Here is a 12,821-nt window from a genome sequence, read left to right as displayed (position 1 = left end):
CTGGACGTAACCACCCAGATCCGGGGGTGTCCCACCATGGTGCTGCGACCCTTATCCGCATCGGAACGAACTGATGCCTTGAACAAGGCGGCGGCAGCCAGGGCAACCCGGGCGGCGGCCAAGGAAAGCCTCAAGAACGGTGCGAAATCCGCAGCCGACATCATCAATTCGGCCGTGGAGGATGAAGCCATGGCGCGGATGAAGGTTTCGGAGCTGTTGGAGGCACTGCCGGGCGTTGGCAAAGTCCGGGCAGCCGCGATCATGAAGCAACTGGGGATTGCGGCCTCCCGCAGGCTCCGCGGCCTCGGCGTCCACCAGCGCCGGGCGCTGGTAGATTTTATAGACGAAAACTAGCGCGGATACCTCCGGCGCTTTCCCCGAACTCCGGCACAAAGGAATACGTGAGTAAAAAACCTGGACTGACAGTCCTCGCTGGTCCGACGGCTGTTGGCAAAGGCACCGTGTCCACCTTCATCCGGGACAACTACCCCGAAGTTTGGCTTTCCGTATCAGCCACTACCCGGGCACCCCGGCCGGGCGAAGTTGACGGCGTCCACTACTTTTTCAAGGCGAAGGAGGACTTCGAGCGGCTCGTCGCCGAGGGCGAGTTCCTCGAGTGGGCAGTAGTCCATGGCCAGAACACCTACGGAACGCTGAAGAGCACCGTGAACCAGGCCATCGCCGAAGGCAAGTCCGTGCTGCTGGAGATCGACCTGCAGGGTGCGCGCCAGGTCAAGGCTGCCGTTCCGGACGCCCAGTTTGTCTTCCTCGCGCCGCCGAGCTGGGACGAAATGGTCCGCCGGCTGGTGGGCCGCGGCACCGAAACACCCGAGGAACAGCAGCGCCGGCTGGAAACCGCTAAACTGGAACTTGCTGCTGAACCGGAGTTCGACCACACCGTCATCAATGACGACGTTCGCCGGGCAGCGGACGAGCTTGTTTCACTCATGGGGCTGACCCCGCATCCGCACGGAACGCCGGAACGGTCAGCCCGCTAGAATTTTGGAGAATTCGTGTCCACGAACCTTGAAGGCATCATCAACCCGCCGATCGACTCGCTGCTCGAAGCAGCAGACTCCAAGTACGGCCTGGTGATCTTTGGTGCCAAGCGTGCTCGTCAGATCAACGCTTACTACGCCCAGCTGCACGAGGGCCTCTTCGAATACGTCGGCCCGCTGGTAGACACCAAGCTGAACGAAAAGTCGCTTTCGATCGCCCTGCGCGAGATCAATGAAGGCAAGCTGGTTTCCACGCCGATCGAAGCTGCGGAGTAATACTGCCGCCTGACGTGCTGTTGACGGAGGTCACGTGCGCATAGTCCTCGGAGTCGGGGGAGGGATAGCCGCCTACAAGGTGGCATCGCTCCTCCGGCTTTTTACTGAAGCCGGCCATCACGTCACAGTGATCCCCACGGAGGCGGCCACCCGCTTTGTTGGTACCGCCACCTGGGAGGCGCTGTCCGGGAATCCGGTCAGCAACAGCGTTTTCGACGACGTCCACCAGGTCAACCACGTCCGCCTGGGCCACGAAGCCGATCTGGTGGTCATCGCGCCGGCCACCGCTGACCTCCTGGCCAAGGCAGCCACCGGACAGGCAGGGGACCTCCTCACCAACACCCTGCTGATGGCCCATGGCCCGGTACTGTTCGCCCCGGCCATGCACACCGAGATGTGGCAGCACGCCGCCACCCGGGCCAACGTGGAAACACTGCGGAGCCGCGGGGTGGCCGTCCTCGAGCCGGCAACCGGCAGGCTGACGGGTTCTGATTCCGGTCCGGGCAGGCTGCCCGAGCCCGAGGTGATTTTCGACGCCGCCATGGCCCTGGTCCAGGGTGAGTCTGATTACCAGCTGCCGCTGGCCGGACGGACCGTCACCATCAGCGCGGGCGGAACCCGTGAACCCCTGGACCCCGTGCGGTTCCTGGGCAACCGGTCCTCCGGCAAGCAGGGAGTCGCGCTGGCCGTCGCCGCGCGGAATGCCGGCGCCACCGTGCGCCTGCTCGCAGCACACATGGAGGTTCCGGCGCCGGCCGGCGTGGAAGTGGTGCCCGTGGAGACTGCCCTGCAGCTGCGGGAGGCAGCGCTGGCAGCCACGGCCGATTCCGACGTCGTGATTATGTCCGCCGCAGTGGCTGACTTCCGCCCGGCGGAGGTTTCGGACACCAAAATCAAAAAGCGCGATGACAGCGTTGACCCGGTCATTACATTGGTCCGCAACCCGGACATCCTGCACGAATTGGTGGAACTCCGGAACAGCGCCGGCCACGGGAAGAGGCAGCAGCTGATAGTTGGCTTCGCAGCCGAAACCGGTGACAGCCACGGCGACGTGCTGGCTTACGCCGAAGCGAAGCTGGAGCGGAAAGGCTGCGATCTGCTGGTGGTGAACCATGTGGGCGCGGACAAGGTCTTCGGGCAGGACACCAATTCCGTTGTCATCCTCTCCAGGTCCGGTTCCGAACCGCAGGAGGCGGCCGGGACCAAGACGGACGTGTCGGCGGCCATCATCAGCCGGATCGGCTTTGAACTGAATCACGTTTCGCCCCGCGTCTGAAGTGTTTCGGGCCACGTTTGCTTAGCACGGGGACATCTGCTGCCGTCTCCCTGCGGGGAGTACGGATCCCAACCAGTAAGGTAGTTGAGTGACTTTACCGCTGCACCTTCCCCAGTCCCACGCGGCCACGCCCTCCGCGCTCCGGCTCTTCACCTCCGAGTCGGTCACCGAGGGCCACCCGGACAAGATCTGCGACCAGATCAGTGACGCCATCCTTGACGCGCTGCTGGACAAGGACCCGGAATCGCGTGTCGCCGTGGAAACCATGGCCACCACCGGCCTGGTCCACGTGGCCGGTGAGGTCACCACCGACGCCTACGTCGAAATCCCACAGATCGTACGCGAGACCATCCTGGGCATCGGCTACGACTCCTCGGCCAACGGATTCGACGGCGCCCGCTGCGGCGTGTCCGTGTCCATCGGCCAGCAGTCCAATGACATCGCCGGAGGAGTCTTCAACTCCCTCGAGGCCCGCGAAGGACGCCAGGAGGACGACTACGACCTCCAAGGCGCCGGCGACCAGGGCCTGATGTTCGGCTACGCGAGTGACGAGACCCCCTCCTACATGCCCACGCCGATCTGGCTGGCGCATCGCCTCTCGGAGCGGCTCACCGAAGTCCGCAAGTCGGGGGAGTTGCCCTACCTCCGCCCCGACGGCAAGACCCAGGTGACTGTCGGCTATGACAAGGACCTGCCGGTCTCCGTGGAAACCGTGGTCATCTCCAGCCAGCACGCCGAAGGCGCAAGCCTGGAACAGCTCCGCGCGGACCTCGCCTCCATCGTCATCGAGCCGGTTTTGGCAGGTGCCAACCTGGACATTTCCCGCGCCGCGAACATCCTCAACCCGGCCGGTGAATTTGTCATTGGCGGCCCTGTCGGAGACGCCGGCCTGACCGGGCGGAAGATCATCGTTGATACTTACGGCGGCATGGCCCGCCACGGCGGCGGTGCCTTCTCGGGCAAGGACCCCTCCAAGGTGGACCGCTCCGCCGCGTACGCCATGCGGTGGGTTGCCAAAAACGTTGTTGCGGCCGGCCTGGCCAAGCGCGCGGAGATCCAGATCGCCTACGCAATCGGCCAGGCACGCCCTGTGGGCACTTACGTGGAGACGTTCGGAACTGAAACCGTTGACCCGGCCCGGATCAGCGCTGCCATCGCCGAGATTTTTGACCTGCGTCCCCGCGCCATTATCGACGCCCTGGACCTGAAGCGGCCCATCTACGCCAAGACGGCCGCCCACGGCCACTTCGGCCGGGACGATCCGGACTTCACCTGGGAGCGCCTGGACCGCGTTGATGACCTGAAGGCGTTCTTCAACGCCTAAACGGCCGGCGTCGCAGGTTCCTGCACAAATGCCGGTACTGGGTGGAATGTCAGGGCCGGGTGTTTTACTGACCAGGTCCACCCGGTGATGCTGAATGGAGGTAGCCGCGTTGGTTGCTGACGATTCCGCACAGCCGCTACTGGATCTGCCGGCAGCGGTGCAGCCGTCCCTGCTGCAGGGCTTCCCTTCCCGTAAACAGCTACCCGGCCCGCAGTTCGCAGCCCATCTCCCGGTGGCCAGGGTGCTCGTGGAATCCTCCCTGCCCCACCTGGACCGCCCATTCGATTACGGTGTTCCTGCCGCCCTCGATGAGGATGCGCAGCCCGGGGTCAGGGTCAAGGTCAAGTTCAACGGCCAGGACCTCACCGGGTTCCTTATGGAGCGGGTGGCGGAGTCCGACGCCGGCCACATCCTGGTGCCGCTGACGAAAATTGTTTCCCCGGTTCCCGTCCTGGCGCCGGAGGTCCGCGACCTGGTCACCGCCGTCGCCTCCCGGTACGCGGGTACCGTCAGCGACGTCCTCCGTGTTGCGGTTCCCCCGCGGGTTGCGCGACTGGAAAAGACCTATCCCGCTTCCGGGGAAACCCCGGCAGAGGTGGCGGTGGACCCCATTGGTGCCGGGAAAGAGCCCGGGGTGGACCATGCTTGGGCTAGATACCGGAACGGCGCTGCTTTCCTGCGCCACCTGAACGACGGCGGCTCGCCACGGGCGGTGCTGAATCCTCTTCAGGGTTACGGCTCCGCCGGCTGGCCGCAGCTGTTGGCCCAGGCCATTGCCGCCGCCTACGCTTCCGGCCGGGGAGCCGTTGCCGTGGTGCCGGACAACCGGGACCTGGACCGGCTTGAAGAAGCGGTGCGGGCACTGTTGCCGGATCACGCGGTAGCACGCCTGACGGCGGAGGACGGGCCCACGCCCCGTTACCGGAACTTCCTGCGGCTCCTGGCCGGAACCGCACGCGTGGCCATCGGAACCCGGTCCGCTGCCTATGCTCCGGTCAAGGACCTGGGCCTCGTGGTGTGCTGGGACGACGGCGACGACCTCCACATCGAGCAACGCGCGCCCTATGCCCACGCCCGCGAAGTCCTGCTTCTGCGCACCGAACAAGCGGGGGCCGCCTGCCTCCTGGCCGGACACGCACGCAGCACGGAAGTCCAACGGCTCGTGGACACAGGCTGGGCCCTGCCTGTCGAGGCCGACCGTACACTGGTCCGCCGCACCGTCCCGCGCGTGGTAAATACGGCGGACAGCTTTGAACAGGAACGGGACCCGCTGGCAAGGATTGCACGCCTTCCGGGCGCTGCGTGGCGCGCGGCCAAGGAGGGCCTCGAACGGGGGCCCGTCCTGGTCCAGGTGGCCCGTGCCGGCTACGCGCCGTCGCTGGTGTGTGACAGCTGCCGGGAGCCGGCACGCTGTGGTGCCTGCCAGGGTCCTTTGGCCGTGACTGGGGCCAGCGGCACGTCCGCGCTGCCCCAATGCCGGTGGTGCTCCACCCCTGCGCCCGCCTGGCACTGCACGCACTGCAACAGCCCGAAGCTCCGGCGGGGTGCAACAGGCGTGATCCGGACGGCCGAGGAGCTGGGCCGGGCCTTTCCCGGTAAAACCGTCATCACGTCCTCGGGTGACCAGGTCAAGGCACGAGTGACCAGCGGCAAGGCCCTGGTGGTGGCTACGGTGGGAGCCGAGCCACTGGCAGAAGGGGGATACGCCGCCGCCTTGCTGCTGGACGGTGATTCCCTGCTGCGCCGCGAGACGCTGCGGGCGGGCGAAGATACCGTGCGTCGCTGGTTCAATGCAGCGGCCCTGGTCCGGCCTGGCGCGGAAGGAGGCCTTGTGGTGGTTACGGCATCAGACACCGGCGCAGTGGGTGCGCTGCTGAGATGGGATCCTGCAGGTTACGCCCAGCGTGAGCTCTCCCTGCGGGCGGAGCTGCAGCTTCCTCCGGCGGTGCGCATTGCCTCGCTCACCGGCCCCCGGGCCGCCGTCGAGCATTACTCAGGTGCAGTGGCAGCCCAACTGGAGCAATCCGGGGTCCTCCTCCGTACTGCCGGCCCTGCGCCAGTCATCCTCAGCGGTCCACCCTCGGCCCGCCGCTCGACGGAGGACGTCCGGACCCTCCTGTTCTTCCCTTACGCCCAGGCCGCTGCGGTAACCCGCGTCCTGCGCGCAACCCGTGCCGCAACGGCCGCAAAGCGGAGCGCGGAACCGGTCCAGGTGCGCCTGGACGGCGTGGACGTTCTGTAGCGGAGCCTACCTGCTCTGGCGATGGTGCGATCCGCCACGCGTCTGCTTTTTATCCGCCGCGGCGCTGGACCACAATGCCGTGCGCCACGTCCACGAGCTGGCGGGCCGACTCATCCCAGTTGAACTCCCCGGCACGGTCAACAGAACGCCGCGAGGTTTCCTTCCACAGCTCCCGGTCCTGCAGCTTCTTCACTGCGTCCGCGAACTGCCGGGGCGACGCCGGATCAACGTAACTGGCGGCGTCACCGCCCACTTCCCGGAAAATGGGGATATCGCTGGCGATGACCGGCGTGCCCAGGGCCATGGCCTCGACGAGTGGCAGGCCGTACCCTTCGGCCCGCGAAAGGCTCACCAGCGCAGTTGCTGTTTTCAGGAACGCGGCGTACTCCTCGTCGGTGACACCGTTGTGGAAGAGCACATGCGCTCCGGGGGGAACGAGCTTCTCCAGTTCGGCCCGCCGCTGCGGGGTGACCCGGCTGAGCAGGTGGAGCGTGAAGCCGGGCAGTTCTCCCATGCCGGCCACCATGGTTTCCACGTTTTTGTACGGCATGAAGGAGCCCATGTACACGAGGGACGGCTCGGCGCCGGTTTCCGGGGTGCGGGGCTCCTGGGCCGGCTGGGGCGCATTGCTGACAATCCGGACCGGCCGGCGCGTAAGCCGGTACTTGGCCATCAGGGCCTCGGTGGTCCGGCTGATGGTGGCCACGACGTCGGCCCGGTTGAGGAGGAGGCGCTGCGGCCAGTACGCCTTGTGGTAGAGGCGCCAGAGCAGCCGCACGGGGGCGGGCAGGAACCCCGGGGGTGCGGGGTGTTCGTAATAGATAAGGTCGTGCAAGGTCAGGACCAGTCCGTACTTGCGGCCCCAGCTGCCCATCGTCTGCATTGGGCAGACCACCACATCCGCGCCCAGCGGGTTGATCCTGCGGGCCACGAACAGTTCCGCGGGGGACAGGGGGCTGTTGATCAGCGTGTACGGCACGTCCGGCAGCAGGGCGAGCTGGCGGATATCGGAGATCAGCATGGAAACGTCGGCGATCCTGGCTGTGGCCGCGATCAGGCTGGCTCCATAGCGGCTGATGCCGTCGTGGTGGTCGGTCCTGGTGAAACGGGCATCGATGACAATTTTCACGCGGGGTGGTCCTTGAGGAAGCTTCGGATGTAGCGGGCGGCCGGCTCCGGCGTCTCGTAATGGATCAGATGGCCGACATCCGGAATGACCTGGAGTTTGCCGTCGGACAGCAGTGCGGCGAGCCGGTGCTGGTCCGGCAGCATGGCTATTTCGTCCTTCTCACCGGCGATCAGCAGCACCGGAAGGGTCAGGTTGCCGGCAACTTCGGCCACGTGGCTGCTGACGGAGGCGGTGAACGACTCAAGGAGGCTGTCGCGGCTGGCAAACGCACTGAAGTACGCGTGGTGCTGGCCGTGGATGAAGCGCCGGAGGTCCCGGTCGCCGGTCTTGGCCATGGTTTCACTCATCACCCGGACAATCGCCGGGCTGCGCAGCAGGGCAAGCCCAAGCAGGCGCGGGAGGCGGGCGGAGAGCCGGTAGTACAGCACCGCAAGCTTGGTCATCACGCCTTTGGGACCTTCCAGGGCGGGCGCGGCGATGGGGTTGACGAGGATCAGGGGATTCACCGCGTCGGGGTGGGCGGCCACGAAATGGGCGGCAATGATTGACCCGAACGAGTGCCCCAGTAGAACGGTGTCCGCCCCCAGGCCGAGGGCCGCCATAAACTCTGTGATGAACATGCCGTAGCCGGGCACTGTGTGTTGCCCGGGCCCGAAAGCGTCTGAACTGCCGAAGCCAGGCAGGTCCGGCATGATGATCCTCATCTCCGGAAGCTGGTCGGCCACCCGAAGGAGCCCGTGGTGGTCGCCGCGGAACCCGTGGATCACCAGGATGGTCCGGGTTTCAGGGGTTGCCAGCACGGGCTCGTAGGTCCAGAAGGCCACCTTCCCACCGGCGAGCTGCACGGAAGAGGCGCGGGTGCGGCCCGCCAGATCCGGGCTGAAAAAGGCGGGCGCGGGGGACTGCCCCGGGGATGTGGTTTTCATGCAGGTCCTAATTGACGTTATCCGGATGGGAACCCGTGCGCTGTCCCCGGTCCAGGCCGGCGAGCGCATCCATGTCCCTGGCAGAGAGCTCAAAGCCGAAGACGTCCAGGTTCTCCCGAATGCGCGCCTCGGAGCTTGCCTTGGGGATGGCAATGTTTCCCAGTTGTATGTGCCAGCGGAGAATGATCTGTGCCGGCGTCCTGCCGTGTTCGGCGGCGCAGGCCTGGACCACAGGATCCGCCAGCACGTGTCCGCGGCCCAAAGGGCTCCACGCTTGGGTCCTGATTCCCAGGTCATCATGGATCTTCCGCAGCTCCTGCTGCTGGAGCCAGGGGTGCAGCTCGACCTGGTTGACGGCGGGGGTTACTTCTGCCGTCTGCAGCAGCCGGTCGAGGTGCGCAGGCTGGAAGTTGCTGACACCGATGGCCCGCACTTTTCCCTCCCGGTAGAGCGTCTCCATGGCCCGGTATGTTTCGGGAAACAGTCCCCGGCGGGGGCAGGGCCAGTGGATGAGGTACATGTCCACGTAGTCCAGGCCAAGGTTCACCATGGAAGTGTCGAACGCACGCAGGGTGGCGTCATAGCCGTGGTGGTCGTTCCATACCTTGGTGGTAACAAAAATGTCCGCCCTGGCGGGTGCCGGGAAAAGTTCACCGGAACCGCCGCTGCCTGGCTGCGTTCCGAGCTGGGTACTGATGCCGCGTGCTACCCCGGACTCGTTGCCGTACATGGCAGCGGTATCGAAGTGGCGGTACCCGGAACCGAGGGCCGTGGCAACGAGTCCGGCCGCATCGGAGGACGGCACCTTGTACAGGCCGTAGCCCAACTGGTCAATCAGCACGCCGTTGTTCAGGCTCAGCCGCGGGGAGATCCTCATAGCCATGACTCTACCTACTCGCCACAGCCAGGCTCTCCAGGCCCACCAGGCGGCGCGCAGTGGCCTCGTCGAGGATCAGGTCCGTAGCCAGGCGCGCCGCCAGTGCACCTTTAAGCCCGTTGATCTTGGAGACCCCTGAAACTACGCAGATCCTGCGCCGGACCTGCCGAAGTTCGGTGAGGGCCGGGCCGGTGGACCGTTCGTTCAGGACGATTCCGTCCGAGGAACCGTCAGCGCGGAAGAATACGGTGGCAACGTCGCCCACGACGTCAGACGTCGCCAGGGTGTTGAGGTCGCTCTCGTCCAGGTATCCGCCGGCATACACGTGGCTGGGGTAATCGGCGTCCACCGATCCAACGCCAAAAATGGCGATGCTCATCTTCTCCTGGAGTTCGAGGATGCGTTGCACGCTGCGTTCATTCCACATGGCAGTCTTGGTGGCGGCGTGGTCGAAAAAGGCAGGTACCGGGAACTGCTCCACCCGCGCACCGTAAGCGCTGCCGAAGCGGCGCATGATGTCACTGGCGTAGGTAATGCCCGTTGTGTGCATATTGCCGGCGCCGTTGAGTTGCACCACCACGCTGTCGTGGGTGATCTTCCTCGTCAGGTGCCGGCTGACGGCGCTGAGGGTGGAACCCCAGGCGACGCCGATGATGGCGTTGGAATCCACCAGCGGACCTATGGTGCGGGCGGCCTGCATGGCCACCCGGTCAAGCGTTTCAGCTTCGTTGAGTGTTTCCACTACTGGCACCACATGGGCGTCAACTCCATATCGGCGGCGGATCAGGCCCTCCAGCTCCGGTCCGGTGTCCAGGGGGTTACGGATCTGGACCTGGACCAAACCCGAATCCCGGGCCGAGGACAGCAGCCGCGAAACCGTGGAGCGGGACGTCCGCAGCTCGCGGGCAATGGCGTCCATGGTGAGGTCCTGCAGGTAATACATTTGTGCAGCCCGAAGGGCGTCAGCGTGCCGGGAAGGGTCCACGGGAACTCCGTTCTGCACGTTTGTGCATAGTGCTTGACTCCATTTTCCATTACTCCAAACAATAGATGAGAACGGCGGATCACTTATCTGTGTCCGCGCCGCATAAAGCCCAAGGGAGTCGTTTTGGGATCCAAGGATTCACCCGCCCGCCCCGCTGCACTGAAGCCGGGAGCCGAGCGCTCATCAGTGCACAACCTGCGGCTGCGTCCGCATGCGAAAGTGCTGGTAGTGGGTGGCGGGATCAACGGCGTCGGAACGTTCAGGGACTTGGCGCTTCAGGGGGTGGACGTTGCACTCGTGGAGCGCGGTGATTACTGCCAGGGAGCCAGCGGCGCATCCTCGCACATGATCCACGGAGGCATCCGTTACCTTGAAAACGGCGAATTCCGGCTGGTCCGGGAGTCGGTGGTGGAGCGCAACCGACTCCTGCGGATCGCACCGCACTACGTCAAGCCCCTGCAGACCACCATCCCCATCTTCAGTACCTTCTCCGGAGTACTTGCGGCCCCGCTGCGTTTCCTCACCCACAAGCAGCAGGGAAAGCCCAAGGAACGCGGTGCCTTCCTCATCAAGCTCGGCCTCAGCCTGTACGACTCGTTTTCCCGCGATGGGGGCACGGTGCCGCGCCACCAGTTCAGGGGCCGTCAACGCACCCTCGCAGAACTGCCCAGCCTTCGCCCAAACGTCAAGTACACCGCCACCTACTTCGATGCTTCCGTGCACAACCCCGAGCGGCTCACGCTCGATGTCCTGCAGGACGGCGAAAAGGCCGGGCATTCATCCGGCGCCAACGCCCAGGGCAACACTGCCCGTGCCAGCAACTACCTGTCACTGAAATCCATGACCGGCGAGCCCAACCGCGGCACCGGCAAAGGCAGCACCGTGCGGCTGCGGGATGAGCTGACCGGGGAGGAATTCGACTTCACCGCAGACGTCATCGTCAATACCACGGGCGCCTGGGTAGACCTCACCAACAAAGCCATGGGAACGGCCTCCGCATTTATGGGCGGCACCAAGGGCTCGCACATCGTGCTCGACCATCCGGAGCTCCTTGCCGCCTGCGGGGGACGCGAAATCTTCTTTGAGCACACCGACGGCCGGATCGTCCTCATCTATCCGATGGGGGACCGGGTCCTCGTCGGGACCACGGACGTGGACGCCGACATGGCCCAGGACGCCGTGTGCACCGACGAGGAAATCGAGTACTTCTTCGAACTCATCGGCCATGTCTTCCCCACCATCGGCGTTACGCGCGAACAAATCGTCTACACGTTCTCCGGTGTGCGGCCGCTGCCCCGCCATGACGCGACCCAGCCGGGATTCGTTTCCCGGGACTACCGGATCGAGCGCCGCAGCTCCGGAAGCAGCACAGCCGGAACGGGTGCCGTCGTACTGAGCCTGGTGGGTGGCAAATGGACCACGTTCCGGGCGCTGGCGGAACACCTCACCAACGACGTCCTCGCCGAACTCGGCATGCAGCGCAAAGTGTCCACGGCCCAGCTCGCCATCGGCGGCGGTGCCGGCTTCCCTGGTGACGAAGCCAGTGTGCAGAAGTGGATTAAGGAGCACATGACGGCCGGCCGTGACGCGGACCGGACCGCCGGGTTGCTGACCCGGTATGGAACGCGGGCGGAGTCCGTGATGGCATACCTCGACGACGGGCCGGACCGTCTGCTGCATTCCACCCGCGAATTAAGTGTCCGTGAACTGGCGTTCATGGCCGCCCATGAGCAGGTGGGACACCTCGTGGATGTCCTCATCCGCCGCACCTCCCTGGCCTTCCGCGGCCTGGTGACGGGAGAGCTGCTCAATGAGGTGGCGGACCTGCTCGCTGTTCCCTTGGGGTGGGACTCCGCAGCACGCGCAGCCGAGATCCGGCACGCGCAGGATGTGCTGCAGCGGTTCCACCGCGTAGAAACGCACAGCCTGGTCGCATAGGACAGGCTGGCTGCCGGGCGGCTCGGCCGTCCCGGCCCACGGTCCTTCAACCCGCTAAGGACTGACAACAGAAAATAAGAGGAGTCAAAGATGTCTCTTGGAATTGTTTTCCTTTCCGAAGTCTTCGGAACGGCGATGCTGACCCTGCTGGGTTGCGGCGTCGTCGCCAACGTCGCCCTGCGGGGGACCAAAGGCAACAGCGGCGGGTTCCTGATGGTCACCTGGGGATGGGGTGTTGCAGTTTTCGCGGGTGTCTATGTGGCCGCGCAATCCGGGGCGCACCTGAACCCGGCCGTGACGCTTGGCCTGCTTGTCAACGGGGCAGAAGAATATGCCCCGGACGTTGCCGTGGATATTGCCTCAACGCTGACCTATGTCGGCGGCGAGATGGTAGGGGCGTTCCTCGGCGCCGTAATCTGCTGGCTCGCTTACAAGCAGCATTTCGACGCTGAAGAGGAGGTTGCCAGCAAGCTCGGGGTGTTTTCTACTGGCCCTGCCATCCGCTCAACCCCTTGGAACCTGGTGACCGAGATCATCGGCACCTTTGTGCTGGTGTTCGTGATCCTCACCTTTGGCGGGACTCCTTCCGGCCTGGGTCCCTTGGCTGTGGCACTTCTCGTTGTCGGCATCGGCGTTTCCCTCGGCGGCCCCACCGGGTACGCCATTAACCCCGCCCGTGACCTCGGCCCCCGCATTGCCCACGCCCTGTTGCCAATCAAAGGCAAGGGTTCCAGCGACTGGGGCTATTCGTGGATTCCCGTGGTCGGTCCGCTGGTTGGCGGGGCTCTGGGCGGCCTCATCGCCCGCCTGGTCCCGATCATTGCCACAGCAGCAGCCTGACCCCTGACCT

General features: G+C 65.3%; 12 protein-coding genes. 8 read left to right on the top strand and 4 right to left on the bottom strand.

Annotated elements, in window-relative coordinates; translation table 11 throughout:
* Nucleotides 1-36: 36 nt before the first annotated feature.
* The 6 genes from mihF (at nucleotide 37) to M1E07_RS11335 (ending at nucleotide 6,116) form a co-directional block, all read left to right on the top strand.
* Complete coding sequence (mihF, locus tag M1E07_RS11360) at nucleotides 37-354, top strand: integration host factor, actinobacterial type (protein WP_461190291.1); 318 nt, start codon at nucleotides 37-39, stop codon at nucleotides 352-354.
* Between the two features lie 47 nt (nucleotides 355-401).
* A complete protein-coding gene (gene gmk, locus M1E07_RS11355) occupies nucleotides 402-998 on the top strand; it encodes a guanylate kinase (RefSeq protein ID WP_461190290.1) in 597 nt (198 codons plus the stop codon).
* 15 nt (nucleotides 999-1,013) lie between these two features.
* Nucleotides 1,014-1,274: a DNA-directed RNA polymerase subunit omega gene (gene rpoZ / locus M1E07_RS11350; RefSeq protein ID WP_003800778.1), complete on the top strand. Its 261-nt coding sequence runs from the start codon at nucleotides 1,014-1,016 to the stop codon at nucleotides 1,272-1,274.
* A 34-nt stretch (nucleotides 1,275-1,308) separates the two neighbouring features.
* Entirely contained in the window at nucleotides 1,309-2,550 is a 1,242-nt protein-coding gene (coaBC, locus tag M1E07_RS11345; RefSeq protein WP_461190289.1) for a bifunctional phosphopantothenoylcysteine decarboxylase/phosphopantothenate--cysteine ligase CoaBC, read from the top strand.
* A gap of 88 nt (nucleotides 2,551-2,638) precedes the next feature.
* Nucleotides 2,639-3,874 carry a methionine adenosyltransferase gene (gene metK, locus M1E07_RS11340; RefSeq protein ID WP_461190288.1) on the top strand — a complete coding sequence of 412 codons (1,236 nt, stop codon included), beginning with the start codon at nucleotides 2,639-2,641 and terminating at the stop codon, nucleotides 3,872-3,874.
* A gap of 94 nt (nucleotides 3,875-3,968) precedes the next feature.
* Complete coding sequence (locus M1E07_RS11335; protein ID WP_461190287.1) at nucleotides 3,969-6,116, top strand: primosomal protein N'; 2,148 nt, start codon at nucleotides 3,969-3,971, stop codon at nucleotides 6,114-6,116.
* 49 nt (nucleotides 6,117-6,165) lie between these two features.
* Here the strand turns inward: M1E07_RS11335 and M1E07_RS11330 are convergent, their stop codons facing one another.
* The 4 genes from M1E07_RS11330 to M1E07_RS11315 are packed head-to-tail and all read right to left on the bottom strand — an operon-like array spanning nucleotide 6,166 to nucleotide 9,991.
* Nucleotides 6,166-7,245, bottom strand: a complete 1,080-nt coding sequence (locus tag M1E07_RS11330) for a glycosyltransferase family 4 protein (protein WP_461190286.1) — start codon at nucleotides 7,243-7,245, stop codon at nucleotides 6,166-6,168.
* On the bottom strand, nucleotides 7,242-8,171 hold the full coding sequence (locus M1E07_RS11325; RefSeq protein ID WP_461190285.1) for an alpha/beta fold hydrolase: 930 nt from the start codon (nucleotides 8,169-8,171) through the stop codon (nucleotides 7,242-7,244). Before M1E07_RS11325 ends, M1E07_RS11330 begins: the two co-directional genes overlap by 4 nt.
* 7 nt (nucleotides 8,172-8,178) lie before the next feature.
* Nucleotides 8,179-9,048: an aldo/keto reductase gene (locus tag M1E07_RS11320; RefSeq protein ID WP_461190284.1), complete on the bottom strand. Its 870-nt coding sequence runs from the start codon at nucleotides 9,046-9,048 to the stop codon at nucleotides 8,179-8,181.
* A 10-nt stretch (nucleotides 9,049-9,058) separates the two neighbouring features.
* On the bottom strand, nucleotides 9,059-9,991 hold the full coding sequence (locus tag M1E07_RS11315; protein ID WP_461190381.1) for a sugar-binding transcriptional regulator: 933 nt from the start codon (nucleotides 9,989-9,991) through the stop codon (nucleotides 9,059-9,061).
* A gap of 165 nt (nucleotides 9,992-10,156) precedes the next feature.
* Between M1E07_RS11315 and M1E07_RS11310 the strand changes: the two genes are divergently transcribed.
* Together M1E07_RS11310 and M1E07_RS11305 are read left to right on the top strand one after the other, a co-directional pair.
* Complete coding sequence (locus M1E07_RS11310) at nucleotides 10,157-11,971, top strand: glycerol-3-phosphate dehydrogenase/oxidase (RefSeq protein WP_461190283.1); 1,815 nt, start codon at nucleotides 10,157-10,159, stop codon at nucleotides 11,969-11,971.
* 90 nt (nucleotides 11,972-12,061) lie between these two features.
* The gene (locus M1E07_RS11305; protein ID WP_461190282.1) at nucleotides 12,062-12,811 is read left to right on the top strand and encodes an MIP/aquaporin family protein; all 750 of its coding nucleotides are present in this window, start codon (nucleotides 12,062-12,064) and stop codon (nucleotides 12,809-12,811) included.
* Nucleotides 12,812-12,821: the final 10 nt, after the last annotated feature.

This window comes from Arthrobacter sp. Z4-13, assembly GCF_054792705.1.
The sequence above is the reverse complement of the archived record's forward strand: the minus strand, read 5'-3'. Positions and strand labels throughout refer to the sequence as shown.

Bases quoted from the DNA above. Each gene is read 5' to 3' on its own strand.
- mihF (WP_461190291.1), top strand. From the start codon at position 37: ATGGTGCTGCGACCCTTATCCGCATCGGAACGAACTGATGCCTTGAAC.
- M1E07_RS11335 (WP_461190287.1), top strand. From the start codon at position 3,969: ATGGAGGTAGCCGCGTTGGTTGCTGACGATTCCGCACAGCCGCTACTG.
- M1E07_RS11325 (WP_461190285.1), bottom strand. From the start codon at position 8,171: ATGAAAACCACATCCCCGGGGCAGTCCCCCGCGCCCGCCTTTTTCAGC.
- M1E07_RS11320 (WP_461190284.1), bottom strand. From the start codon at position 9,048: ATGAGGATCTCCCCGCGGCTGAGCCTGAACAACGGCGTGCTGATTGAC.
- M1E07_RS11315 (WP_461190381.1), bottom strand. From the start codon at position 9,991: ATGTATTACCTGCAGGACCTCACCATGGACGCCATTGCCCGCGAGCTG.
- M1E07_RS11305 (WP_461190282.1), top strand. From the start codon at position 12,062: ATGTCTCTTGGAATTGTTTTCCTTTCCGAAGTCTTCGGAACGGCGATG.